Origin of the sequence: Synoicihabitans lomoniglobus, from assembly GCF_029023725.1 — a bacterium.
Lineage (GTDB): Bacteria > Verrucomicrobiota > Verrucomicrobiia > Opitutales > Opitutaceae > Actomonas > Actomonas lomonigloba.
This window is the reverse complement of record NZ_CP119075.1, coordinates 5,654,096-5,680,873: the sequence shown is the minus strand read 5'-3', so window position 1 is coordinate 5,680,873 and position 26,778 is coordinate 5,654,096. Positions and strand designations below refer to the sequence as shown.

The 26,778-nt window shown below is 62.4% G+C and carries 22 protein-coding genes; 16 read left to right on the top strand and 6 right to left on the bottom strand.

The features are described from left to right. Positions 1-33 precede the first annotated feature (33 nt). The 9 genes from PXH66_RS22070 to PXH66_RS22030 all read left to right on the top strand — a co-directional run bounded on the left by PXH66_RS22070 (position 34) and on the right by PXH66_RS22030 (position 10,811). Positions 34-1,098, top strand: coding sequence for a mannonate dehydratase (locus PXH66_RS22070; RefSeq protein ID WP_330929434.1), 1,065 nt, complete (start codon positions 34-36; stop codon positions 1,096-1,098). 348 nt (positions 1,099-1,446) lie between these two features. Then, positions 1,447-3,087 (top strand): ASKHA domain-containing protein, encoded by a 1,641-nt coding sequence (locus PXH66_RS22065; protein ID WP_330932166.1) that lies wholly within the window; start codon positions 1,447-1,449, stop codon positions 3,085-3,087. 201 nt (positions 3,088-3,288) lie between these two features. Further along, the gene (locus tag PXH66_RS22060) at positions 3,289-4,512 is read left to right on the top strand and encodes a hypothetical protein (RefSeq protein ID WP_330932165.1); all 1,224 of its coding nucleotides are present in this window, start codon (positions 3,289-3,291) and stop codon (positions 4,510-4,512) included. A 162-nt stretch (positions 4,513-4,674) separates the two neighbouring features. Beyond that, positions 4,675-5,016 carry a hypothetical protein gene (locus tag PXH66_RS22055; protein WP_330932164.1) on the top strand — a complete coding sequence of 114 codons (342 nt, stop codon included), beginning with the start codon at positions 4,675-4,677 and terminating at the stop codon, positions 5,014-5,016. A 98-nt stretch (positions 5,017-5,114) separates the two neighbouring features. Beyond that, positions 5,115-6,170 carry a uroporphyrinogen decarboxylase family protein gene (locus PXH66_RS22050; RefSeq protein ID WP_330932163.1) on the top strand — a complete coding sequence of 352 codons (1,056 nt, stop codon included), beginning with the start codon at positions 5,115-5,117 and terminating at the stop codon, positions 6,168-6,170. A gap of 176 nt (positions 6,171-6,346) precedes the next feature. Next, on the top strand, positions 6,347-7,315 hold the full coding sequence (locus PXH66_RS22045; protein WP_330932162.1) for a virulence factor: 969 nt from the start codon (positions 6,347-6,349) through the stop codon (positions 7,313-7,315). 150 nt (positions 7,316-7,465) lie between these two features. After that, positions 7,466-8,407: a dihydropteroate synthase gene (locus tag PXH66_RS22040; RefSeq protein WP_330932161.1), complete on the top strand. Its 942-nt coding sequence runs from the start codon at positions 7,466-7,468 to the stop codon at positions 8,405-8,407. Between the two features lie 171 nt (positions 8,408-8,578). Further along, complete coding sequence (locus PXH66_RS22035) at positions 8,579-9,244, top strand: hypothetical protein (RefSeq protein ID WP_330932160.1); 666 nt, start codon at positions 8,579-8,581, stop codon at positions 9,242-9,244. A 235-nt stretch (positions 9,245-9,479) separates the two neighbouring features. Further along, positions 9,480-10,811, top strand: a complete 1,332-nt coding sequence (locus tag PXH66_RS22030) for an amidohydrolase family protein (protein ID WP_330932159.1) — start codon at positions 9,480-9,482, stop codon at positions 10,809-10,811. Between the two features lie 55 nt (positions 10,812-10,866). On the opposite strand, the gene PXH66_RS22025 is transcribed toward PXH66_RS22030, so the two are convergent. The 5 genes from PXH66_RS22025 to PXH66_RS22005 form a co-directional block, all read right to left on the bottom strand. After that, positions 10,867-11,559: a DUF1573 domain-containing protein gene (locus PXH66_RS22025; protein WP_330932158.1), complete on the bottom strand. Its 693-nt coding sequence runs from the start codon at positions 11,557-11,559 to the stop codon at positions 10,867-10,869. Beyond that, positions 11,537-12,334, bottom strand: coding sequence for a hypothetical protein (locus PXH66_RS22020; RefSeq protein WP_330932157.1), 798 nt, complete (start codon positions 12,332-12,334; stop codon positions 11,537-11,539). The genes PXH66_RS22025 and PXH66_RS22020 overlap by 23 nt, the downstream gene beginning before the upstream one ends. A gap of 4 nt (positions 12,335-12,338) precedes the next feature. After that, positions 12,339-13,295, bottom strand: coding sequence for a hypothetical protein (locus PXH66_RS22015; protein WP_330932156.1), 957 nt, complete (start codon positions 13,293-13,295; stop codon positions 12,339-12,341). Positions 13,296-13,305: 10 nt separating this feature from the next. Beyond that, positions 13,306-14,247 (bottom strand): hypothetical protein, encoded by a 942-nt coding sequence (locus PXH66_RS22010; protein ID WP_330932155.1) that lies wholly within the window; start codon positions 14,245-14,247, stop codon positions 13,306-13,308. A gap of 451 nt (positions 14,248-14,698) precedes the next feature. Next, the gene (locus PXH66_RS22005; RefSeq protein ID WP_330932154.1) at positions 14,699-14,887 is read right to left on the bottom strand and encodes a hypothetical protein; all 189 of its coding nucleotides are present in this window, start codon (positions 14,885-14,887) and stop codon (positions 14,699-14,701) included. 596 nt (positions 14,888-15,483) lie between these two features. On the opposite strand from PXH66_RS22005, the gene PXH66_RS22000 reads away from it, so the two are divergent. The 6 genes from PXH66_RS22000 (at position 15,484) to PXH66_RS21975 (ending at position 25,370) form a co-directional block, all read left to right on the top strand. Further along, positions 15,484-15,909 (top strand): amidohydrolase family protein, encoded by a 426-nt coding sequence (locus PXH66_RS22000; protein ID WP_330932153.1) that lies wholly within the window; start codon positions 15,484-15,486, stop codon positions 15,907-15,909. Between the two features lie 798 nt (positions 15,910-16,707). Beyond that, positions 16,708-18,726: a M64 family metallopeptidase gene (locus PXH66_RS21995; protein ID WP_330932152.1), complete on the top strand. Its 2,019-nt coding sequence runs from the start codon at positions 16,708-16,710 to the stop codon at positions 18,724-18,726. Positions 18,727-18,868: 142 nt separating this feature from the next. Beyond that, positions 18,869-19,600 (top strand): hypothetical protein, encoded by a 732-nt coding sequence (locus tag PXH66_RS21990; protein ID WP_330929725.1) that lies wholly within the window; start codon positions 18,869-18,871, stop codon positions 19,598-19,600. A gap of 113 nt (positions 19,601-19,713) precedes the next feature. After that, positions 19,714-20,331 carry a hypothetical protein gene (locus PXH66_RS21985; protein WP_330929724.1) on the top strand — a complete coding sequence of 206 codons (618 nt, stop codon included), beginning with the start codon at positions 19,714-19,716 and terminating at the stop codon, positions 20,329-20,331. A gap of 108 nt (positions 20,332-20,439) precedes the next feature. After that, a complete protein-coding gene (locus tag PXH66_RS21980; protein WP_330929723.1) occupies positions 20,440-23,376 on the top strand; it encodes an endo-1,4-beta-xylanase in 2,937 nt (978 codons plus the stop codon). 587 nt (positions 23,377-23,963) lie between these two features. After that, entirely contained in the window at positions 23,964-25,370 is a 1,407-nt protein-coding gene (locus PXH66_RS21975; RefSeq protein ID WP_330932081.1) for an IS701 family transposase, read from the top strand. Positions 25,371-25,571: 201 nt separating this feature from the next. On the opposite strand, the gene PXH66_RS21970 is transcribed toward PXH66_RS21975, so the two are convergent. Next, entirely contained in the window at positions 25,572-25,751 is a 180-nt protein-coding gene (locus PXH66_RS21970) for a hypothetical protein (protein ID WP_330928376.1), read from the bottom strand. A 111-nt stretch (positions 25,752-25,862) separates the two neighbouring features. Here PXH66_RS21970 and PXH66_RS21965 point away from each other — a divergent pair, with 111 nt between their 5' ends. Then, positions 25,863-26,756, top strand: coding sequence for a LysR family transcriptional regulator (locus PXH66_RS21965; protein WP_330928377.1), 894 nt, complete (start codon positions 25,863-25,865; stop codon positions 26,754-26,756). Positions 26,757-26,778 lie beyond the last annotated feature (22 nt).

Here is a 26,778-nt window from a genome sequence, read left to right as displayed (position 1 = left end):
ACTCTTCTCGGTCTCGGAATCCCATAATTGTCCATGAAACTCGGTCTCGGCCTCTACCGGCACATGCTCACGCCCGAAAACCTCGCCTTCGCCCGACAGGCTGGGGCCACCCACATCGTGGGTCACATGGTCGACTATTTTCGCGGCGGCCAACACGCCCACGCCGAAGATCAGCCGACGGGAACCGATCGCGGCTGGGGCCTCGCCGGCGATCCCGATGCCCTCTGGACCGTCGCCGAACTCTCCCAAATCCGCCGCGAGGTGGAGGCCGCCGACCTCAAGCTCGAAGCCATTGAAAACTTCGATCCGGCGCACTGGCACGACATCCTCCTCGATGGCCCCCTCCGCGAGCGCCACATCGAGAACGTCAAGACGCTCATCCGCCATGTGGGCGAAGCCGGCATCCCCATCATCGGTTACAACTTTTCCATCGCCGGCGTCGCCGGTCGCACCACCGGGCCCTACGCTCGCGGCGGTGCTCCTTCCGTGGGTATGGAAGGCCCCTACGATCTGCCCATGACCAAAGGCATGGCGTGGAACATGGTCGTCGACGACACCGCTCCTCCCGAGCCCATCGCCCCGATCTCCCCCGCCCAGCTTTGGGACCGGCTCGAACGCTTTCTCAACGAGGTTCTCCCCGTGGCCGAAGCTGCCGGCGTCACACTCGCGGCCCACCCCGACGACCCGCCCACCCCGACCGTGCGCGGCACCCCGCGTCTCGTCTACCAGCCGTCACTTTACCAGAAGCTCATCGATATCAATCCGAGCCCGGCCAACACCCTGGAATTCTGCGTCGGCTCCCTCGCCGAGATGACCGAGGGCGACATTTACGACACGGTCGAAACCTACGCCCGCCAAAACCGCCTCGGCTACGTCCACCTGCGCAACGTCGTGGGCAAAGTGCCGACCTACAAAGAGTCTTTCATCGACGACGGCGACATCGATGTCCTGCGCGTCATGCGCATCCTCCACGACTGCGATTTCGACGGCGTGGTCATCCCTGATCACGCCCCCCAAATGAGCTGCGCCGCCCCCTGGCACGCCGGCATGGCCTACGCCCTCGGCTTCATGGCGGCCGGCCTAAAAACCCTCAAATAATCACGAACAGACCGCATTTTAACACAGAGGAAACAAAGACCCTAACGAAGTTAACAAAGCCACCCCACCGCCACCCACCACCCTCTGTTTCCCTCCGTTCCCTCCTGTAAAAATAGAACCCTGCCTCACTGCCGCCCTGCCCCGCCGCCTTCGTTCTCTTCGTTTCCTTCTGTAAAAAATTCCCGTGCCCCGCCTCACCGCATTTTAACACAGAGGAAACAAAGACTCTAACGAAGTTAACAAAGCCACCCCACCGCCACCCACCACCCTCTGTTTCCCTGCGTTCCCTCCTGTAAAACAGTCCTGCCCCACCACGACCCTCCTTCGTTTCCTTCTGTAAAAAGCCCCGTGCCCCGCCTCCACCTCAACACCCACTCGATCGATGTCGCCGCCGACTCCACCGCGACGCTCTTCGACTACGCCGAAAAGCTCGGCGTCAAGGTGCCTACGTCCTGCCGCAAACAGGGCAAGTGCAAGGAGTGCATCGTCGAGGTCACCCAAGGCGCCGACCTGCTCTCCGCTCCCGGCGAGGAAGAGAAACACCTGTCCGACGGCTTCCGCCTCTCCTGTCGCGCCTGCATCGCCGCCAGCGACGGCGAGATCCACTGCCACACCATGCGGCGGGGCACCCTCGTCGTCGAAAACCAAGCCTACGAACTTCCCGTCCACGCCGACGGTTTCACGCCCGATCCCACCGTCACGCGCGACGGCGAACGCGTCCTCCTCGATGGCCACGAGATCGATCGCCGACCGGTAACCGACGCCCTGCACGGCCTCGCCATCGACATCGGCACCACCACCGTCGTCATCCGCCTGCTCAATCTCGAGTCGGGCGAACTCGTCGCCTCCTCCTCGTTCGAAAACCCGCAACGCTTCGGCGGGTCCGACGTCATGGCGCGCATCCAATACGACACCGAAGACAAGTCGCGCTCCCTCCAACGCACCCTTTCCGGCTACCTCTCTCACGCCATCGAGGAACTGCCCGTCGATCCTACCTCCATCTACGAGGTCGTCATCGCCGGCAACTCCACCATGCGCGACATGTTCTTCCGCCTGTCCGTCTACACCATCGGCCAGAGCCCCTACCAATCGCTCACCGAACACGAGATGGCCGCGGGCAAGCGCGACACCACCGTGCTCACCGCCACCGCCAAAAAACTCGGCCTCCCGGTCAATCCGGCCGCTCGCGTTTACGGCATGCCCATCATCAGCGGTCACGTCGGTGCTGACACCGCCGCCTGCATGCTCGCCGCCGACATCGGCAACGAGGACCGCCTCGTCGCCATCATGGACATCGGCACCAACACCGAGCTTATCCTCGGCAACAAACACAAGGTCATGGCCGCCTCCTGCCCCGCCGGTCCGGCCTTCGAAGGCGGCCAGATTTCCTGCGGTATGCCCGGTCTCCCCGGTGCCATCGAAAAGGTCGTCATGGATGACGACGACGAGTTTACCTGCTCCGTCATCGGCGGCGGCGAAGCCCAGGGGCTCTGCGGTTCCGGCCTCGTCTCCCTGCTTGCCGAACTCGTGCGCGGTGACCGCATGAACCGCCTCGGTCGTTTCGAATACGACGACCACGAACTCACCGTCACCGGCGACGTCACCTTCAACGAAGAAGACGTCAACAACCTCGCCCAAGCCAAAGGCGCCAACGTCGCCGGCCTGCAAATCATCTTCCAACAATACGGCATCAAGGCCGAGGAACTCGACGTGTTCTATCTCGCCGGCGGCTTCGGCAAACACCTCGACCTCGACGCCTCCAAACGCATCGGCCTCATCCCCGACATCCCCCTCGAAAAAATCCGCCAAGTCGGCAACGCCGCCGTCGAAGGCGCCTGCATTGCCCTGCTCTCGAAAACCAAACGCGCTGAACTCGAAGCCCTCGTCCGTCGCGTCGAACACTGCCGCCTCGAAACCGACCCCAACTTCTTCGACGTCTTCGTCGAAGGCTGCCAATTCGCCCCCATCGGCAGCGAAACCCCCGCCTGAACCCCCGGATTTCCAACCAATGATGGACCCAGATAAACACCGATCCAAATCCAAGAGGCAGGAGCTTTATTTAAGTAAACAGTATCAGTGCGTAGCCGGTAGGCGAAGCCATCTGTGTCCATCTGTGGTTAAAAAAACAGCAGGCTGACCGGCCAATGCCCTGTTCCCCTTCGTGGTTAAAAAAACAGCCCTCCTCTCACTTTGAGCTCTCCCTCGCAAGTTCCTGAAACGCTGCTCACCGACTTCACCGTCGACGTGCCGCGCGCGGAGTATCATCGCTTGCTCGGCTACCCACCCGGCCACCAGCCCGATGAACGCATCGACGCGCTCATCCACCTCACCACCGCGTGGTATGCCACCCACGGCGAGCCTTGGATCTACCTGCGCGAAGCCACCCTCGATCTCAGCGACGACCGCCTCGTCATCGACGGCGTCACCTTCAACTCACCCAAACTTCACGCCCACCTGCGCGAAGCCGGCGCCACCCGCGTCATGCTCGCCGCCGTCGGGGCGGGCTCCGCCATCGCCGACCGTTCCGCGAATCTTTGGCGCGATCAAAAACCCGACGAATACTTTTTCGCCGAAGTCTACGGCTCCGCCGTCGTCGAACACCTCGTCGCCTCCCTCTCCGGCCGCATCTGCGACCTCGCCGAGCCCGCGGGACTCATGGCCATCCCCCACTACAGCCCGGGCTACGCCGGTTGGGATGTCTCCGAGCAAAACCGCCTCTTCGATCTCATCACCGGCCACCTCGGCCACGCCCTGCCCGAATCGCTCGAAGTCCTTTCGAGTGGCATGCTCAAGCCCAAGAAATCCCTGCTCGGCGTCTTCGGCCTCATCGAACGCACTCCCGAAGCCCTCGCCACCCCCGGCCTCATCCCCTGCGAACGCTGCGCCTTCGAACCGTGCCAGTATCGACGAGCCAACTACATCCACGCCGCCGTCGCCCTGCCGGAGCCTCCCCCGCTCACCACCAACGCGCAATACACCGTCGCCCGCAAGGCGCTCGGCAAATGGGCTGACCAACGCCTGCACATCGACACCCACGACGACGGCCGGATCAGCGCCCGCTTCCGTTTCGAAGGCAGCACCTGTTCCAACATGGGCCATCCGCTGGCCTTCGACTACCGCATCGTGCTTGCCCCCGCGCGGGACGCCCACCGCGTGCTCGAAACCGCCTGTGACCCCGCCCCCGGCGACACCGGCTACCAGCAACAATGCGCCTACCTCCGCGATGCCGACGACACCATGGCCAGCATCGCCGAACCGCCCCCCATCCTCGGCCAACCGCTCGACGCCATTCTCACCTGGCAACGCGAAACCCGCCAAAGCGGCTGTTACTGCGACGCCACCTCCCGCGCCCACAAATGGGGCCTCGCTCTCGAAACCCTCCACTACGCTCTGAGCCAAAAACCCAAATCATAACCTCCGATTTTTAACCACAGATGGACACAGATAAACCCAGATCCGAATCCATACAGCAGAAGCTCTTTCAACAAAAAGTGCTTCAGGGCGTAGCCGGTAGGCGAAGCCATCTGTGTCCATCTGTGGTTAAAAAAACAGCAGGCTGAAAACCCTCCCAATCCTATGATCAAACTCTGTGAAATCGATCCCGCCACGGATGAAAAACTCCCCGAGAATTTCTCCGATAAATCCGGCGTCGGCGTGCACTACGTCTCCGCCTTCATCAAGCAACTGACCACCAAGCTCGACGACGGCACCAAGGTCATGTGCAAGCGCCGCGGCCTCAAGCTCATGCTCCGCGTCAACAAGGCCAAGGGCGAGGGACTCCTCCGTCGCCTCGAACACGGCCCCGACGTGAAGACCATGCTCAAATTTGCCCTCGAAGAGGCCGCCGCTGATGCCGGCGCCACCATCGAAATCCGCGACGACGGCGTCTACCTCGAACCCCCGGTCGAAGCCGCCTGATCCGCCTTCGTATCGTTTTATTTCTACTCTCGGCGGTTCCCCCCTTTCCGCCACCTCTCCCCTAACCAACCACCCCCACCTCAACCCACCCTTACCTGATGCGCCCCGAACAATGGGAAATTTTTAAGAAAGCCGCCCACGGCGAACGACTCGATAACATCCCGATGGCCATGATCATCGATAGCCCGTGGATCCCCGGCTACTGCGGAGTCAAACACATGGACTTCTTCCTCGATCCGCAGGTCTGGCTCGACTGCCACCTCAAGATCCACCGCGAATTCCCCGACGTTATCTTCGTGCCCGGCTTCTGGATGGAATACGGCATGGCCGCCGAACCCTCCGCCCTCGGAGCCAAGATCAAGTTCTGGCAGGACAACACCCCCTCCGAATACCACGGCCTCTTCCACATCGAGGACGTCGACAAACTCCACGAATACGAGGTCGAGGCCGACGCCTTCATGGCCATGACCCTGCACCGCATCCGCATGCAGAAACAGCAGGTCTTCGATGCCGGCTACATCATGCCCATGGTCACCGCGCGCGGCCCCATGTGCACGGCCGGGTTCGTCCGCAACACCGCCGACTTCATGCTCGATCTGGTCGATAAGCCCGAATACGCGCACAAGCTCCTCGACCTCTCCACCCGCCTCATCATCGACTGGCTCAAGGCTCAGCACAAAGCCATCGGCGACTGCGTCGAAGGCATCTTCATCCTCGACGACATTGTCGGCTTCGTGAACGAGGACCACTACATGGAGTTCTGCCACCCCTACCTGAAGCGCATCTGCGATGCCTTCCCCGAGGACTGGGTGAAACTCTACCACAACGACGCCGACGTCGAAGCCTGCATGGACCATCTCCCCGATGTCGGATTCAACGTCCTCAACTGGGGCAAGCAAACCGACATCGAAGACGTCAAATTCCGTATCGGCGACGACATGACGCTCATGGGCAACGTGAACCCGCTCGAAGTCGGCGTGCGCGGCACCCCCGAGGAAGTCCACGCCGCCACCATGGACGTCCTCAACAAGAGCGAAGGCGAACGCATCATCCTCTCCGTCGGCGGCGGCACCAGCCCCGGCATGCCCAAAGCCAACATCGAGGCCATGCTCTCCGCCCTCAACCAATACAACGCCGCCCGCAACGGCACCTAACCATCCCACCCAACGCTGTTTTTAAACCACAGATGAACACAAATATACACAGATCAATTCAGCCTTCAGTTCCGCCGCGGTGCGTAACGATAGTGAAGCCATCTGTGTCCATCTGTGGTTAAAAAGACAGCAGGCTGAACACCATTCGTGGTTTAATTCTGAATACATATTTTAATATGACCGACTACGCCTTAATGAACCAATACCTCTACGAGGGAAACGGACCTAAAATTGCCGAGATGACTCAGGCCGCCATCGACGAGGGCATCACCGCTCAGGAGGTCCTCTCCAAAGGTCTCATCGCCGGCATGTCCGTCGTCGGCGAGGACTTCAAACACAACATCCTCTACGTCCCGGAAGTCCTCATCGCCGCCCGCGCCATGAAGTCCGGCATGGCCGTGCTCAAGCCCCTCCTCGCCGCGGGCGATGCCGAGTCCGGCGAATCCTCCAAGACCGGCACGCTCATGATGGGCACCGTCCGCGGTGACCTCCACGACATCGGCAAAAACCTCGTCTGCATGATGGCCGAGGGCGCCGGCTTCGAAGTCGTCGACATCGGCGTCGACCAGAGCGTCGAAAAATTCATGGCCGCCGCCGACGCGTGCAAACCCGACATCATCGGCATGAGCGCGTTGCTCACCACCACCATGACCTACATGAAGACCGTCATCGACGGCTTCGAGGCCGATGGTCGCGACGTAAAATTCGCCATCGGTGGCGCGCCCATCAGCCAGATGTTCGCCGACGAGATCGGCGCCGACGGCTACGGTCAGGACGCTTCCAGCGCGGTCGACCTGTTCCTCCACTTCATGGGCAAGGGCGATGCGCCCAAAGCCAAAGCTGCGCCCGCCGCCGACGCCGTTCCCGCCGCCGACCAGCCCAAGGGCACCCAGACGACCTACCAGATTCTTTACTGGCAGGACCTGCCCTCGCAGATCAAAGCCTCCGACGAATACACCGAGGTCAGCATCGAACTCCCGGTCGCCTTCGTCGAACGCATCGACGCCGCCGCCCAACGTCTCGGCCTCACCGACGCCGAAACCTACGCCGCCCAGTTCAAATGGGGTGACGAACAGGAACGCGACGGCGATGCCGCCACGGTCGCCGCCGCCGTCCAGTCCGAACTCGAAGCCGCCGCCGGCTAACCACGCCGCCGCCGTTTTACACGGAAGAAACGAAGGAGAAAACAAAGATAAAAGTGCCACTCCACCACCTTCGTTCTCTTCGTTTCCTTCCGTAAAAAAACCTCTGCCCCCTCGCTCCGTTTCCCTCTGTTTCCTCCTGCTAAATACAAAGTGCCTTCCCTCAACATCATTGGTGAACTCATCAACAATTCCTACGCCCGCGCCCGCCGCGCATTCACCGATCGCGACGTATCCGGTTATCAAGCACTCGCCAAGTCCCAGGCCGACCTCGGCGCCCGCTACCTGACGGTCAACCTCGACGGCACGCAGCGCATTTCCGTCCGTCAGGAGGAGATGTTTGCCTTCCTCCCCGAGGTCATCCCGGCCTTGCAGGAGGTCTGCTCCACGCCGCTCGCGTTCGACAACCCGGCCGTCGACTACCACCGTATCGCGCTCGAGCATTACGACCGCGAGAAGAGCGGTCAGCCCATCATCAATTCCCTTGCCGCCTCGCGCGAACGGTTGGACGAAATGATCGACCTGGTGAAAGGCTACGACACCAACGTCATCGTCATGGCCTCCGAGCACTTCACCCCCGAAGGCAGCGCCCAGTGCCTCGACGCTCGAGACTCGCATGCCGCCACCAAACACTTCGTCGACCTGCTCATCAACAAGGCCGATCGCAAACCCGACAACATCATCGTCGACGTCGGCCTCGCGCCCGTCGGCGCCGACACCTACGGCCTCATTAACATCGGCCTCGATGCGATGAAACTCATCACCGCCGACCCCGATCTCCAAGGCGTGCACTTCGTCGTCGGTCTCTCCAATTTCGCCTGGGGCACCCCCAAGGGCATTCGCGAGAAACTCGAGAACGCCTACCTCACCATTGCGAGCCAACTCGGCCTCGACTACGCCCTCGCCAACCCGGAGAAAAACCCGGTCCCCCTCGACGCCGATGATCCGCTCGTGGACGAACTCCGCGCCGCCCTCGAACAAGGCCGCCGCCAAGGTGACGAATCCCAGGAAACCGCCGGTTTCCGCCAAGCCGAAGCCATCATGGCCATCTGCGCCCAAGGCCAATCCAACGATGACGACGACTGGGACGACTGAGCCTCCCTGTCACACTATTTTGAAAACCATAGATGAACACAGATCAATCTCCAGCCCTCATCGGACTTCAGTGCGTAGCGGTAGCGAAGCCATCTGTGTCCATATGTGGTTAAAAAACAAACCCGTCTACGCGTCATGAGTATGAGCATCGAGATCACGACGAGGAACGCCGTGACACTGCCCCTCGACTACGAGGAAGTATTCATCACGTGGTTACCCACCGAGTCCCAGGACGCGCTACTGGCCAAGGTCGCCGAGCTGCACGCGCTCGGGCTCAAACCCGTGCCGCACATCGCGTCCCACAAAATCAAAGACGTGGCCGACGCCCACGCTCTAGCGGACGCGTTCGCCCCCTATACGAAGAAAGCGCTCTTCATCCGTGGCGGCGGCGAATGCGAAGGCGATTTCCCGACCGTGGCCGAACTCATCGCCACCGGTGCGTTTGCCGATTTCGAAATCGGCGTCGGCGGTTTCCCCGACGGCAACGGCCCCATCAGCTACGAGGAGGGCATCGAACTCCTCCAAGCCAAAACAACCTATGCGTCCTTCGTCGTCACCCAGTGGTCACTCAACCAGAAAGCAATCGCGCGCTTCTTGGACGACGCGCCCCTGCCGGTCTATCTCGGCGTGCCCAATCACTGCACCACCAAGCAACTCATCCGCTTCGCCAAAGTCTGTGGTATGGAAAACTCAGTGAAAGGTTTCCTGTCGAATCCCATGAACCTCATGCGATTCGTCACCGGCTTCGATCCCAGCTACATCGTAGAAAAATTCAAAGCCCACCCCAACCTCGCCAAATTCCACGTCTACTCCTTCGGCAACCTCGCCCCGTTATAGAACCGAAGTTTTCCACCGATAACAACCGCCCCACTCCGACGCTGTTTCACACGGAGACAACGAAGGGCATAACAAAGAAAACAGAGCCATCCCACCGCCTTCGTTCTCTTCGTTTCCTTCTGTAAAACACCTCCGCCTCACCGCTCCGTTCCCCTCTGTCTTGACCGCCCTCGCCACGGCGATGGCGGTTCCCTCCTGTAAAAAAACAACACCCTCACGGCATCTGTGCTCATCTGTGAAATCTGTAGTTAATATCCCTTCCGCTTCTCCCTCTCGTCGTGTCTGGCTGCATGTGGGCACGCTGCTCGACGGCACCTCCACCACGCCCGCACGCGATGCCCACGTGGTCTACGATTCCAACCGTATCCACTTCGTCGGCACAAACGGACAACAACCGCCCGCCAACGCGATCAATTCCGGCCAAACCGCCCCCGATGTCGTCGCCCCTGATGCTGCGCTTCTGCCCGGCCTGATCGAAGCCCACGCCCACCTCTTCCTCGAAGGCGGCGAACTAGATTTCGAAAAACGCTCCGCCTACCTCAAGCAATCTCCCGACGAACTGCTCGCCGCCGCCCAACCGCGGCTCGCCCAACTGGTCACCCTCGGCATCACCGCCGTGCGCGACGCCGGCGACAAAGACGGCGTCGGTCTAGCCCTCAGCCGGCAATACAAAGAATCTAGCTCTGCCTCTCAGGTAGGCCGCGAGCTCGCTCGCGCTCCCTCCCGCCCGCTCATGCCCTACCTCGACAGCCCGGGCGCCGCCATCCACCACGAAGGCCGCTATGGCAAGTTCATGGGCGGCACCATCGAGGCCCACGGTTCCGTCGAAGCCACGGTCGCCTCCCGCGTCGCGGAAGGCGCCGACCGTATCAAGCTTCTCCCTACAGGTATCATCAACTTCAAGAAGGGCCTGGTCACCGCGAAGCCCCAAATGGACACCGCCGAGGTGACCGCCATCGTGGCCGCCGCCAAGCGCCATGGCCGCCAGACCTTCGCCCATTCCAGCGGCGACCTCGGCATCGACCACGCCATCGACGGCGGCGTCGACTCCATCGAGCACGGCTTCTTCCTGCGCGACGATCAACTTGCCAAACTCCGCGATCGCCAGATCGCCTGGGTGCCCACCTTCGCCCCCGTGCAAAAGCAGGTCGACGAAGCGGAGCGCATGGGCTGGGACGAAGAAATCATCGGCCACCTGCAACGCATCCTCGACAACCACGCCCGCACCCTCGTCAAAGCCCACGAAATGGGCGTGCTCATCATCGCCGGTAGCGATGCGGGTTCTGTCGGCGTCGCCCACGGCCTGGGTTTCCTGTGGGAACTCGAACTCATGGAACGCGCCGGCCTGCCGACCCACGCCGTCCTCAACGCCGCCACCGGCGTGAGCGCCGCCCGCCTCGCCTACGCCGACCCCATCGGCCGCATCGCCGTCGACCACAAGCCCCGCCTGATCCTCACCGAGGCCCCCGTCCTCGACAGCGTCACCCATCTCCGCGCCCCCAAGACGGTCATCTTCGACAATCAAGTCGTCCACCACACCGCGGACTTCGACCCCACCGGCCTCTGAGTCGCAACACCACCCCGCTGTAGCCGGGGTCGCCGACCTCTGAGCAGCGACGGGTCTAGCCGCCCCACATCTGCAGGTAGACGTAGCGCGGCTTCTTCGCACCGTTCACGTAATTCAACCACACCTTCACCGGGTGCATCTGTCCGTCCGCCATATCCGTTGGCCGGGCGTAGAGGCGGTAATGCCGGGACGTCTCCACTTCGGTCAACCGCAGTTCCACGGCCCGGCCGGTGGCGAGTGGCTCCTCGATCCAGACCCGCGAAAGCGGCAGATCCGCCGCCGTCGTGATGTCGAGCGATTTCTCCGTCACGTCATTCGGCCCGTCCCACGTGAGGATTTCGCGCGACAGGTCCGCGCCCGGCGGCACCCGAATTAGCACGCTCAGGGCGTCCGTATGGGCCTCACGGCCGGTGTGCTTGACCACCAGCCGCCGCTGCGGGGATCCGACGGTGTCACTGACGTCAAACAGCACGGACACCGTCACCGTCTCCGCAGGTGCCACCGTGTAGCTCTCGCACTCGACGGCCATACAACCGCAGCTCGTCACAATTTCTTCGATACGAACAGGATCTGCACCCAAATTGGTCGCCTTGAAGTCGGCCTGCACGACCTGCTGCTCCAAGGCGACGTCCAGCGTGAGTTCGCGGGGCTCCCACGAGAGCTCGCCCGCCCGACAGATCTCCGCGACGACCGCGAGGCCGAGGAGGATCAGCCAGGCCGGCCTGCTAGGTATCGTCCGGACTCTCATCGGTGGAAGAGAGGTCAAAACGCGATTCATCGGCCCGGTAGGTCTGCCGTTCCAAGATGCCGTCCGGGATGCCGATCGAGACGTGCGTCGGCGGGTAGCCCTCGTCGAAGTAGTGCAGCTCCGGCTTGAACGCGGGCAAGGCGTCGAGGAACTCCTGGAGGAGGCGATCCCCCGAAGCCTGGTCCTGTGCGCGCAGGCGCACCAGGGTGAGCTGCAGCAGCGCTTCCGGAAAACGGCGCTCGTGATCGAGCGCCCGCCGCAGGAGTTCTTCGCGCGGACCATCCTCGGTCGCCTGCATTGCGAGGAGATAGGTGGCCGCGGCGTTGGTCTCGTTGAACTTCAGAGCGGCGTCGAGCAGGTCCTCGACCGTGACCCCCAGCTTAGCCGCCGACCGCGTGTTGGCGCAGAAGGCGGCCATGCGGAGATACAACTCGCTCACCGTTTCACGGGCCCCCTCGTCCAGCAGCTCGGCCTGCGTAGTCAGTTCCGCGAGCACCTGCCGCTCGGCGACATAGATCGACCGCACGGAGTCGAAGAAATCGCCGCCGAGGGTGCCGAAGTCGCGGACACTGGTGCGAATGCGTTCCCCGGCCTGCAGGCCGCGAAACTGCCGTTCGCTCGCGATCCGGTCGAGCACCACCGCCGACTCGAGCAGAGCGTCCGCCTCAGCGGAAGCGGTTTCCGCGCCGACCCGCGACTCCAGCGACACCGGCAGTATCGACAGGCAGAGCAGGAGCACACGGCCGCGGGCGGTAATCGAGCTTTGCGGTCTCATCAGATCAGAAGACCGCCACCGTGTAGGCACCGAACGGCGAGTGCCGGTGCACGTAGGTCTGGTTCAAGGAGATTCCCCCGGGGCAGGTCCAATGGGTGAAGGTGCCCGAGCGGACATTCACACCACCGAAGGCCCGCACCTCCACCGTCTGTCCGGCCGAGAGATTGATCGGTCCGACTTGATTGGAGATGCTGTTGGACACCGACTGCGTGGAGGTTTGCGAGATCGCGGCCTCGAACCCGATCGCCTGCCCAAGGTATTCCAAGTCAATGCTAGCACTGGTCTCGGTGCCCTTCGTGACCGAAGCTTCCCAAGTATCGGTAATGGTTGCGTTCCAGGGGATGGCCTGAGTCGCCACATACTGTGTCAATACAACGTAGTTGTCCGGGTAGGTTTCAGTGGTGTTCGGATTGGGGTCGATATCCTCCACCACGTTGTGCCCGGTGATGTCCTTGTGAGCCACAGTGTCGCAGCCATTTTCATCCGTGATACGTAGTTCAATCCAGTGGGCTCCGGCGCTAACCGGTGTGTAATACCTGGAATCGCCCCACTCAATCCACTCCGGCTGCTGATCCGTGCGCCACTCATAGGTAAACTCTGAACTTGTTATACTAGAGCTATATTCCGAGGAGCACCCCACCGTCACGTGAGGCAACCCGGCGATACCCAAATTCTCGGGCATTACCGGTTCCTCGTGAAGTTCATGCACATTATAAATCGTTCCCGTGCCAGTTTGAGGATTGGTCCAATTATCCACAAAATAAGCCGGCTGAGAAGGCGTTACCGGCATTGAGAGCATTGTCATATTAACGACCACGCCACCCTGCATATCGACCACGCAAACGACGACATCGACGTCCGTGCACTCATCATTGTTAGTAACGTAGACGCCGCTACGACCGAAGTTAGAAATGAGACACAATATCGCTCCAGCCCATAAGGTTTGGAATAAAAACTTCATGAAGGTATTATTATGTTTGGGGGTTCGCAAGGGACTGCTGCAATTGCCGCAGGTTGTTGAGGTTGGTTTCCGACAAGGGTCGTCGGGAAACCAGGTTGCCCCGCGTATGCCGCGGCGTCTCCAACTGCACTTCGCGCCAGATCTTCACCAGTATCGCCCGATTCTCGGCGGGCGAGTCTGCCGCCGCCAGACCGCCGACCACCTCACGTTCAAAGGTGTCCGGCACGTCATTGCCGTTCGCATCGACGAACAGAGGGGATTCGCCGGATTCCAGTGCTCCGTAGACCCAGGCACCGGCTTCACCGGCAACCACCCGCACCGGCTTCGCGTGGTCCACCCGGCCAAGGGGTATCTGCGCGGCCAGCAACATACCCGGGCCGAGGAAGACAGCACCCTCCTTACTCGAGCGATCGAGGCGCACCGTAAGACTTCGTAAACCGGCCATCATGCGATTGTTACCGAATGGGACCAATGCGATCTCAAAGCCCAGTCGCTCCCAGTTGCGTCCATCGGACGAGGACTCCAGCGAACCAAACCCCGGATGCTTGCTGGCGGCCAAGCGGAGGGACAAACCGGGCAGATCGATCTCTGTGCCCAGAGAGGCGTTGAGGGTGAAGACGTAGTAGCTCGAGCCATGGCCGGCACGGAAGCTCCAGGAGCGCTCTGGCCCGAGGTCGAGGAATTCGACCCCAAATTCCTTGCGCTCCGTGCGGGTCACCCCGGGTAATCCGACCCCGCTGGCGGCGAGGTTGATGACCCGGTATTGCCCGGGCGAAAGTGAGTCGGTGGCAGTAGGCCCACCCGCCAGTCGCGGCAGATTGAAAACCGCTCGGGAGGCGACGGAAGGGTTGGAGGCGCTGGCCGCTTCCGGACGGGCCCCGGTCGCCGGCATCGCGAATAGGGCGCAAACCAGCAGCGTCGCGCCGATTTTGCACAGGGGTTTGATTGACATAATATATATAATTCCTTTCTCTATAAGCTTTGGGGTTGCTGGGGGATGGCGCGTGGATACGAAATTCCTCGCGGGACAGTTTGATAAAGGGAAGACGTGCGCCGTAGTCCCACAGGGAGATGCGGACGCACGGGTCCCGTCTGACGCTTGCCATGGGGGTCGGACCGCTGCGCAGACGCAGCCGGGACGCGGGTCAGGTTTGGTATTATTTGGCTCCACGAAAGTTCAGGTCCCGAAAGTGGGGACAGGCTTTCCCGCAATGCGTAGGCCAGTAATTACAAAACGAGGGGTAAGGTTGGCAATTACAGGGTATGGCCTCAGCCGCCCTCCGCTATGTCAACGGAATTAAAGGTATTCGTCATAAATGATATACTTGAGTTGAATAGGCGAGGTAATGAACCTATTCGCCTTGCCATAGAAATTAGTAGCAACCGCAGCCACCCACGTGGTCTCAGCAATTTGGCACGCGCCGAATCCCGCAGTCCTCGAACACGATGCGGCGGTTCCGATAGAGCGCGCCAATCGCCTGCTTGAAGGCCTTTTTGCTCACACCACACCCCGCCTGGATTTCCGCCGACGCACTGCCGTCATGCAGCGGCAGAAATCCACTTTCTTCGACCACGTAGGATACTACTGACATCTTCACGCATATGCCGCGCGACAGACCGCAGGACCACGCCTATATCTGGTCTGCTGGAAATGAGGACCTGCAATGGGAGGAACGAATTAACGGCTGCGCGATCCCGGCTGCCTGTCAGTCGAGGTGATAGAGCTTACCCAAGGGCCTTTGGCCCCGACCGGACCGAGTCCCTCCAATCCGGCAATTTGATATCGCGATTTCAACTGTCATCCAGTGCTCTCTGGAGGGCGGAAGGCGGGAGCCCCGATTGAACCCTCTCCAATCCGGCGTTGTGGCACCAAGGGTGCCAGCGATGAGAGTTACATCACTTCCGTCATGCCTGCCTTTCGGCCTTTCTGCCTCCTCTCACCTTGGTCGCCGCTTCTTGCGGTTGCCTCTCAGTTTTCGCCGCGACTCCGGTTCAACCCGCAAACCTCTATCGCTTCAACCCTGTCACCAAGGGGACTAATCCAGGAATCACTTATGGCAGTCCGTGGTCGCCGACCGGCAGGGAAATGTCTACTTCGCTGAAGCCGGGCGGAACAACTTGCAGAAACTCACCCCGTCAGGCGGCGTCGTTACCGTAGCCGGGCAGTTGGGTGTGCGTGGGGCGAGTGATGGGCAGGGCACCGCGGCGTCCTTTGGGCTGGGACGAGCAGATCGTCGGCAACCTCCAGCGCATCCTCGACAACCACGCCCGCACCCTCGTCAAAGCCCACGAGAAGGGCGTGCTCATCATCGCCGGCAGCGATGCGGGTTCTGTCGGCGTCGCCCACGGCCTGGGTTTCCTGTGGGAACTCGAACTCATGGAACGCGCCGGCCTGCCGACCCACGCCGTCCTCAACGCCGCCACCGGCGTGAGCGCCGCCCGCCTCGCCTACGCCGACCCCATCGGCCGCATCGCCGTCGACCACAAGCCCCGCCTGATCCTCACCGAGCACAACCCGCCCGCCACCGTGACCAATCTGCTTCGCCCCAAGACGGTGATATTCGATGAAGCCGTCTGCGTCCACGATGAGGCCTTCGACTTCACTGGCCTGTAGCCAAACCCGCAAACGTCGTTTTCCGTGTTCATAAACCGACTCGCTTAACCTTGGCGTTGCCCCTTTGGTGCAGCCGTCATTGCATCACTGACTTCGTCCGCCCGAAGCCGTGCATTGCGGATCGTCCGATCAGGGGATCAGTTTCGCGTCTTCCCGGTATACCCAGACTCCGACGACAGCCTCGTCCTCGCCACCACCCGCCAACGGTCCCGGTCGTATTGCCGTGTATAAAAAAAGCCTGATTTTGACCGAGCACGACCTGCTTACTTGCATCGGTCGCCATCCGTAGTCCGGCCCGCCTCAAGACCGTGGTATTCGACACGGAAGTTCTCGGGCCGCCGAAGTCGGTTACGCCGATCGGGCCCCAGGCCGACCGGGAAACTATTGACCGCCCGATACGCGCTCGTCAGGGAACTCCGCCCGATGCAATGAGTCGACGTAGTAGCGGCGGCAATCGCGTCCGCTAATCTCAATCCGTCTTCGCCTCGAATCCTGCACGATCGTGTCCTTTCCGCCTCCGCACCGGCCCACGCCCTGTCGATGGCTTTTCGTCATGCTACTGTTGCTGCTCGGGCTCGCGGGTTGGTGGTTAAATCCGCCACTCGACCGTCAGACTGAACAAGTTTCGCCCGGTCCGAAAACCTCCGCACCGCCCTTCTCGCTCTCCGCCAAAGCCCGCCCCACGGCAGTCCCGGTGCCTGATGCTTCCGGTTCGTGTTCTACCAGATCGGCCTCACTGAGGTCAAACGCCGCAGACTATCCGTGGAAGGCTGTCGCGACCTTTGAAATACCAAAACCATGATCGATAATTTCTCCACCAGAACCGCGATCACCATGATCCGTTGGGGTGTCGCCGTCATGCTCATCACCCTCGCCTGTCAAGCGCAGCGGGTGGCCGTCCGCAGTCTGCGCGACACCGGCCCCAGCTCCCAACGCATCAACGTCGCCATCCTCGGCGACGGATTCACCGCCGCCGAGGAGAACGACTTTTTCACCGCCGCCGAGGCTGCGCTCGTTACCATCATCACCGACGAATCGCTCTCCTCGTTCGCCGCCTACATCAACGGCACGGCGATCTTCACCGAAAGCGCTGAATCCGGCACTGGCATTCCCGCCGAGAACCTCGCCCCCGACACCTACTTTGGAGCCTCCTTCACCGCCGAGACCAACAGCCGTTTGGTTTACATGCAGGAGCAAGCGGACCGCCTCAAAGCCAATGACCTACTCATCGAGCACGTGCCGGAATACGACTACGCCGTCATGATCATCAACTCCACCCGCTACGGCGGCTCGGGCGGCATTCCCCTGACGTTCACCCGCAACGTCTCGTCCGTGAACGTCCTCCTCCACGAGAGCGGCCACAGTTTCGCGGGACTGGCCGACGAATACGTCGACGAAGCTCAGATCCCTTTCCACCCGCCATCCGAGTTTCCCAACAGCACGCAAAACGCCCAACGGGCAACGCTGCCGTGGTCCGCCTTCGTCGCGCCCTCGACTCCGCTGCCTACTCCCGGCTCCCCCGAAACCCCTGCAGCAACAATCGGCGCGTTCGAAGGCAGCCACTACCGTGCGACCGGCGCTTATCGCCCCACTTATGATTCCAAAATGCGTTCGTTGAACGGCGCTTGGGGTGCCGTCAATCTCCGCGCGTTTGCTTTGAGCGTCCACGCGCTCGATCTCAGTCAATCGGACCTCCCTCCGATCATCACCTCACAACCCGACCCCTCCGACTACACGCCCGGCTCCGCGCTCGAACTCAGCGCCGCTGTGGATGGCGGCGGGCCGTTCACTTACCAATGGACCCGCGACGGCCGCTACTTGGCCGGGGAGATTTCTCCCCGTCTCAATCTCGCTGATCCGCTCGCCAGTGAAAACCACGGCGCCTACGCGTTGCAAATCACCAACGCCGTCGGCACCACCACCAGCCGTCGCATCGTGCTCGATGCCGCCGGTGCTCGTATCGTCGACCTGGATACTCCGTCCGGCCCTGGCCGCCTGACCAACATGTCGGTCCGCACGCTCGCCGGCACCGGTGACCAGACCCTCACGCTGGGTTTCGTGATCAGTGGAACCGACTCAGACACCACCGCCACCAAGCAACTTCTGGTGCGCGCGATCGGCCCCGGCCTGCAGCCTTTCGGTCTCGTTTCCTATCTGCCTGATCCTCAACTGGCCGTCGCTCCGCTCGATGCATCTTCCCCCGCCGTGACCAATGACAACTGGGGCGGCGCATCTGCGCTGTCCCATGCCTTCGCCTCCGTCGGAGCCTTTCCCTTGGACAACCCCGACAGCCTGGACGCCGCGCTCGTGCTCAACGCGCCCCCCCAGCCGCACACCGCGCAGGTCAGCAACTCACTCGACGTGAGCGGCGTCGCGCTCGTCGAAGTCTACGATCTCGACGGAGCGGCTTCCCCTCGGCTGGTAAACCTTTCCGCCCGCAGTGTGCTCCAACCCGGCAACGATGCACTCATCGCCGGGTTCGTCTACGCGGGCGACTCCCCCAAACGCTTCCTCATTCGCGCCGTCGGTCCGGGTCTCACCACCTACGGCGTGAGCGAACCGCTGCCCGATCCGCAACTCGTGGTGCACTCCCTCGTCACCGGCGAAGTCATTGCCACCAACGATGATTGGTCAGGAGACTCCGAGCTCAACGCCGCCTTCGGGTCGGTCGGAGCCTTTCCGCTGCTCGACCCGGCCAGCGGCGACGCTGCGCTTATCCTCGATCTGCCCTCCGGTCCCTACACCGCGACCGTGCGCAACGTCAGCAACGGGCTCGGTTTCGGCACCGTGTTGATCGAAGTTTACGAACTCCCTTAAGCTGAAACCGTCCTATCAGCTCCGCGCAAAAGCGGGTCAACCAAACCCAGCGCTTCCGCGGGAACAAACCAACCCACCCGTGCCAGCGTGCTCTGCGCAAGATATCTGGCTAATCCCCCGCGACGATCTACGTTAGGGGGTGATGAAACCCAAATTTGAGCTCTCAATCCTCTCCGTCAGCGTTGTCTCCGAACTGCCCGGCACGTGGTCCGAGGACGACTGCCTCAAGCTGCTCCGGCATCTCGAATTCGACGGCGCGGCCGATCTCCCCCCTGCCGAACGTCGCGACTACGCCGTGATGGCCTTGCAGGACAAGGAGGACGTTGCCGCCGCCGCCGCCTTGCTCGGTTTCGCCATCGGTAAAAAGCTCAATCCCGGCCGCACCCAAAACCTCGCCGAGGAAATGACCAGCGATCGCATGTGGGAGGAATACGCCGACCTCACGCTGCACGAGGCGATCTTCAACGCCCAAGTGCTGCTCCACCAAGCCTTCCCCGCCACGCCCCAACCCGAGATCAACCAGATCGAGATCACCCTCCGCGCTCTCAACGCCGCCGCCCACACCTACCTCGACGACCTCGCCGCCGCGCCCACCACCCAGCTCATCCCCGAGCCCGTCGTCGTGCGCTGCATCGCCGCCGCCATGCCACCCGACGCCATTCTTCACCGCCTCTTCGAAGACCAAATCGCCGGCGCGGCCTTCCCCGAAGCCGAGAACATTCTCTGGCAAACCCGCGGCGAAGTCCTCCCCGACGGCCCCGATGGCAAACCCCTGCGCAAGGTCTCCCTCTACAGCCCCATCCGCTGGACCACGCCGCTGGAGGAAGAATGGAGCGCCGAGTGCGAGCCCTTCATCGAAAGCCTGAACGACTGAACCTCATACGAGGTAGGGCGTGCTCGCCGAGCGCGCCGATCCAGTGAAGCAGTCCGCCCATCTCCGCGCACCGCCGTAACCCGACCGACGACATCGACGTCTCCCGACGTCACATGTCCCGTCACCTGCGTCTTTCCACGTTACCCGTTTCTCTCGCCCTGGCGGTCGCTCTACTCAGCGGCTGTGGCTCGCCCAAAGGTCGCCCAGACGAGCGGCTGCCACCCCAGCCCATCATCACCGCGCAGGCCTATTTTGTGGACCACTCTCTCCGCGTCGACGCCGAGCTCGGACCCTTTCGACGCCCCCGACCGCCCTCCGACACCGGCAACGACGAGGAACGCGACGACTCCCGGCCCCGACGCCCCATGGGCGGCCCCGGCGGCGGCGGTCCGCGCGGGGCACCTCCTGCGGGCGAGGGCGGCGGCGGCTCCACCGGCGGCCGTCCCCTGCGCGGCGCCCAAGTCATGCTGCGCCAATCCCTCACCGTGACCGTGACCAACGTCTCGGCGACGCCCGTCGAGCTGCGCGTCGCCGAGGTCCGTTCCGCCTTGGGTAACTTCGTGCCCGTGCCCGAGACGTTCACCCTCGAACCCGGAGCCCGCCAAACCCTCGAGCCGATGCGTGCCGGTTATCCGGCCAACCTCGATGAGCTCGAGCTGGCCGTGCGTATCCGCACCGCGGATGCCAACGACGCTCAAACGCTGCGACTGCAGCAGCCCGAGCAGCCGTAACCCACCCGCCCGGACCGTTTCCGGAAACGCAATCCGGGGTGGAATTATCCTCCAACATACGCCAAGGTGTCGGGTCGGTTTCCGGACCGCCCAACCCCTTACACCCTGATGCGTTTCCCCTCCTCGCTGTTTCGCGCCCGGCTCACGTCGGCGTTTCTCCTGTTTCTCAGCCCGCTCGCGCTCACCCTACCCGCGCAGGAAATCCCTTCCGGCGGCGTTTCTCTCGTCAACCCCACCGACATCGCGACCGAGGCGGGCTTTTATGCCAATGATACCGCCAACGGTCCCGTCGCTACCCGCACGGCCGTCACGGTCACCGGCCAGTCTTTCACCACCGCCGCCCAGGTCGCCACGCTCAACCCCACCGGCCAGTTCTACTCCAGCGCCATCACCGCTTCGACCAACCGCGCCGTGGCCGACGGTGACATCGTTTTGCTCCATTTTTTCATGCGCGCGATCGAGACCACCGACGAAACCGGCACCGTCGTGCTCGAGGCCTATTTCGAGGGGCCGCCGCCGGCCTACACCCGCTCCCTCTCCGTCCGCCCCACTGCCAATACCACCTGGACCGAATACTTCCTGCCGTTCCGCGTGCAGGGCAACTACATCGCCGGGGCCGCCGGCATCAAATTCGGCTTCGGCGGTCCCGCCCGCGCCCAGGTCCTCGAGTTCGGCGGCGTCGAGGTGCTGTGGTATGGCACCAGCCGCACCCTCGAAGAGATGCCCCGCACGTCCTTTCAATACGATGGTCGCGCCACCGACGCCCCGTGGCGCGCCGCCGCCGCCCAACGCATCGACACCCACCGCAAAGGCGACCTCGCCATCACCGTGCGCGACGCCGCCGGTGATCCCCTCCCCGGCGCCACCGTGCGCGTGCGCCAAACCCGTCACGCCTTCGAATTCGGCACCGCCGTGGTCGCCTCCCGCCTCATGAATCCCGGCACCGCCGACGCCCCCTACGTCGACACCTTCCTCGAACTCTTCAACGCCGGGACCTTCGAAAACGATCTCAAATGGCAACCCTGGGACGGCGCATGGGGCGCCGCTTTCGCCCGCACCCAAACCGTGGCCGCCCTCCAGTGGTTGCAGACCCAAAACATCGTCATGCGCGGCCACGTGCTGGTCTGGCCGTCCGTGCGCAACATGCCCGACACCCTCACCACCCGCATCGAAGCCGCCGATCCCACCATTCCCCAAGTCATTCTCGATCACATCGACGATGTCATGGAGCCCACCACGCCCTACCTCACCGAGTGGGATGTGATGAACGAGCCCTACGACAACTACGACATCATGGAGACCTACGGCTACGAGCACATGATCGATTGGTGGAACCGCGCCCGCGCCAACCACCCCACCGCCGACCTCTACATCAACGACTACGCCATCCTCGCCGGCGGCGGCACCAACACCGCCAAACAAGACGCCTACGCCAACACCGTCCAATACCTCCTCGACGGCGGCGCCCCCATCACCGGCATCGGCTTCCAAGGCCACTTCAGCGCCGTGCCCACCGGCATCCCCCGCATCTGGACCCTCCTCCAACGCTACGCCACCGAGTTTCCCCAGATGAAATTCCGTATCACCGAACTGGATATCAGCACCGACGACGAGGAGCTCCAGGCCGACTTCTACCGCGACCTCATCACCATCTGCATGAGCCACCCGCAAATGGAGGGCGTGCAATTCTGGGGCTTCTGGGAAGGCGCGCACTGGCGGCCCGCCTCCGCTCTGTTCGCCCTCGACTGGACCGCCAAACCCGCCGCCATCGCCTACCGCAATCTCGTATTCGGCGACTGGTGGACCGATACCGAACTCATCGCCGACCAAAACGGACAAGCCGCCGTGCGCGCGTTCAACGGCGACTACACCTACACCGTCGTCTACGGCGATACCACCGCCACCGGCACGATCACACTCACCTCCGACGGTGCCGCCCCCAGCGTCACCCTCGACGTCGCGTCCCCCGACCAACCCACCATCGTCACCCAACCCTTCGGCACCACCATCGCCCCCGGCGGCAGCACCACGCTCAGCACCGTTGTATCCGGAAACCCAACACCGGCAGTCACCTGGTATCGCAACGGCACTCCCACGGCGCTCACGACCCCGACCATCTCGCTAACCGACGTAGTCGAGAGTGCTACTTATCACGCCGTGGCCACCAACGCCAACGGCTCCGTGCAAACCCGCTCCGTCACCATCGGCGTGCGTGCCCCCGGCACCCAAACCGAAAAACTCGCCAACATTTCGACGCGCGGCCGCGTCGGCACCGGCGCCGCCATCATGGTCGCCGGCTTCGTCATCAACGGCACCGCGGCCAAAGACGTCGTCATCCGCGCCGTCGGCCCGCAGCTCGGCGAGTTCGGCCTGCCCGGCACCCTCGCCGATCCCCGCATCCGCATTTTTAAAGGAGACGACCAGATCAACCCCATTGCGGAAAACGACGACTGGAGCCCCGACCTCGCCGCCGATTTCGCCACCCTCGGGGCCTTCGCCCTCGAGACCGACACCAAGTCCGCCGCCGTGCGTCTCTCGCTCGAACCCGACCGCTACACCGTGCAAATCGCGGGAGCCCAAGACGGCACCGGCCTCGCCATTGTCGAAGTCTATGACGCCGCCACCGGCGCACCCGTCGAGATGGTCAACATCTCCACCCGGGGCGAAGTCGGCACCGGCCTCAACAAACTCGTCGCCGGCTTCGTCATCGCAGGCGACGTGCCGCAGCAAGTGCTCATTCGCGGCATCGGCCCGACGCTCGGCGGCTTCGGAGTGCCCCACACCCTCGCCAACCCGATCCTCCGCCTCTACGAACCCGTGCCCGGCAGCGCAGCGCGCCTCCTCCTCACCAACGACAACTGGGGCACCGGCGACACCACGGCGATCACGGCCACGACCTCCACCGTCGGCGGCTTTGCCCTCACCAACGGCAGCGCCGACGCCGCGCTCCTCGTTTCGTTGGAGCCCGGCTCCTACACCGTCGAACTCGCCGGCGTCGCCGACACCACCGGCATCGCCCTCATCGAAGTCTACCGCGTCCCGTAACCAGCCCCCGACTTCCACGTCGTCCGCAGTGAAGTTCACCCCACCGAAAACGCCCCCCAGCGGCCGTTGCCTCCCTTGGGAACGCCGAGCTCCAGCTCGGCCCACGCCACCGAAGTTAAATCACGGATTTCGCTGAGGACACGGAGCACACCGGAAACAGGCGAACGGAATTAATCGCCACAAAAAACCGCAAAAAATCACCAAAACACCCACCACTCCCTCGCTTAAATCTGTGTCAATCGGTGTAATCTGTGGTGAAAAAAGCCAACTCACGTTCTCCCCACCACCGTGGGTCGGGCTTTACGCCCGACCCTGAAGTTTGGCACCGACTAGTTTTTTGGGAGGAAAGGGCTTGTCATTAATCTAGTAATTAAACTAGTTATCTTCATGGGCTATCCAACTAAAGTTCAATGCATTCAGCGGAAGGAAACTTCCCAGTTCTATATCAACTTCCCCACTCCCATCGCTCAAGCGATGGACTTCGCCAAAGGCGAGACCGTCGAGTGGACGATCCACGACAAGGGCCACCTCATTGTCTCCCGGCGTGAAGTCCCGCCCGACAGGGTCCCTGTAAAAAAAACGCCTCGTTGAGCGAAGCGTTCGATTCCCTGCTCGATGGTCTCGCGCCGGTCTTCGACTTGCCCGAGGACTTTGCGCGCGCCCGCACGCAATGGCTGGCTGGGTTGCTCAACCTGGGCCGCCACACGGTGACCGGTGCATTGAGCACCGCTGGCTCCCAGCACCGGGACTGGTCGGCGGATTATCGGTTGCTGCAACGCCTGCCGGTCGAGCCGATCTTCGCACACGTGCGCACCGAGGCACTGGCTGCCACCGATGCCACCCGGCCCTGGGTGGTCGCATTGGACGACTCCATCACACGCAAGACCGGCCGGTGCATCCCCGGCTGCGGCTGGCGCAAGGACCCCCTCGGTCCGCCCTTCAACGTCAACTTCATCTGGGGCCAGCGCGTGCTCCAGTTCAGCGCCGCGATGCCCGCCGACGACGGCTCCGCCCGGCTGGTGCCGGTGGACTGGCAAGAGGCTCCATTGCCCAAAAAGCCCTCGCGTCACGCCGACGCCCAGGCGCAGGCGGCGTATGTGGAGGCGCGCAAACAGGCCAACATCAACAAAGTCGCCGCCGAACGCATGGCGCACCTGCGCACCGCGACCCAACGGCCCATCCACTGGGTGAGCGACGGGCGCTTCACCAACCGCACCCTCCTGCGCCAACTGCCGGAAAACACCGTGCTGATCGGCCGGGTGCGCAAGGACACCAAACTCTACGCGCCCTACGCAGCGCAGCCCGGCAAGAACGGCCGCCCCCGCAAGTATGGCGACACCTTGCCCACGCCCGAACAGCTGCGCGTGGACGACACCGTCGGGTGGACCCGGGTGTCGGCCTTTGCGGCCGCAAAGCGTCACGACTTTAAGATCAAAACCCAGGGGCCGGTGCTCGCCCGTATCACCGGAGTCGATACGCTGGTGCAGGTGGTCGTGATCGCGCCCCTGGGCTACCGATTGAAAACAGGCGGCAAATTGCTCTACCGGCAGCCCGCCTACCTGATCTGCACCGATGCGGACGTGCCGCTCGCAGAGATCTTGCAGGAATACCTCTGGCGCTGGGACATCGAGGTCAACTTCAAGGACGAAAAGGACCTGCTCGGTGTCAGCGAAGCGCAGTTGCGCGAACCCGAGGCGGTGCGCCGCCAGCCCGCCTGCGCGGTGGCCGCGTATGCGCTCCTGTTGCTCGCCGGGCACAAAACCTACGGCTCGAATCGACTGCCGCCCTCGGTGCCCCTCGCCAAATGGCGACGTCGTGAACCCCCGCGCCGCGCCACGACTGGCCTGCTCATCAACCAGCTGCGCGTCGAACTGTGGTCGCGCCACCTACGGCCGGACAGTTTATCGCACTTCTGCTCTCGCACCCGGCCAATCCACAAATCGGATAAACCCGCCACCGACCTCGCCTCCGCCCTGTTCTACTCCCATAATTAAGCCTCACTCGCGCCAAACTTCAGCGTCGGGCGTAAAGCCCGACCACCCAGCAGCCCAACAGCAAACGGTCACCCCCGTGGGTCGGGCTTTATGCCCGACTCTCTCCCCCGCCTCGTAAATTAAAACGGCCCGGATTGCTCCGGGCCGCGTTTGGATTACTAACTAAAAAATATCAGGCGATCCAATCGATCGCCAGGGGGGTTACTTCAACAGTTTGTCCGTCAAGCGATAGTCCTGCACAAACAGGGCGAGGAACGCGATCGCGACGAAAACCGTGAAGGCAATTGCGACGGCTTGAGCCGAGACCGCAATGGACACAATCCACGCGAGGGCGACAACAGCGCCACCGATCAATGCGTAGAGAATATTTTGGTTGTTCATGGTTTCTTCTTTCTTTGCGCCGAACCGTTAATCGATCCGACAGCCGGACAATAACCCATGAACTCCAATAGTTGAAATACATCTTTTCTATGATACTCATAGTTTAAACCTATGGAATTACAACAACTCCGCTACGTCCTTGCCATCGCTGAGACGGGCAACTTCACCCGGGCGGCGGAGGCGGCTTTTGTCTCTCAACCCTCGCTAAGCCAACAGGTAGCCAAGCTCGAAGACGAACTGAACCACAAGCTCTTCCACCGCCTCGGGCGCCGGGCCGTGCCCACCGAGGCGGGAGCCGTGTTTATCGAGCGTGCCCGTCGCATTCTTTTCGAAGTCGATAACGCCGCACGCGAAATTCGGGACGATCCGACCGTGGATCGCACGATCACCATCGGCGCGATTCCCACCATCGCCCCCTACGTCTTGCCCGCCTTGATCCAACGCTGCGCCAAGGAATTGCCCAACGTTCGCATCAATACCAAGGAAGCCTTCCGCCGCGAATTGCGCGAGGATGTCGCGAAGGGAAAGCTGGATCTGGCCTTGGTCGTCACCCCCTTGGAAGACCCCCGTCTTTCCATCGAGCCCATTTTTACGGAGCCGCTCGTGTTGGCGGTGGGCCGAAAGCATCGGCTGGCCTCGACCCGGCGATTCACGGCGCGCGATCTGGCCGAGCAGACGTTCATCATGTTGGGCGAGAGCAGCACGCTCACGCAACAGATCCAGCAGTTTTGCGGGTCCCACAATTTCGAGCCGCGCATCGGCCACAAATGCGCCCAGGTCGCGAGCTTGAAGCAGTTGGTGGGATTCGGCCTCGGCGTGGCGATCCTGCCCCGGCTGGCCCAAAACCCCGATGACCATGAGACCATCGTGTATCGGCAGCTCAGCGGCACCGTTCCCACCCGCGAAATCGCGGTCATTCGCCATCTCCAGCGTTATCAAAGTCAGGGTGCGGCGGCATTTTTGCAGCTGTTGCAGTCGACCTTTCGCAGTTTCGGCGACGCCTGAAACCGCTAATTGCCCACAAAGC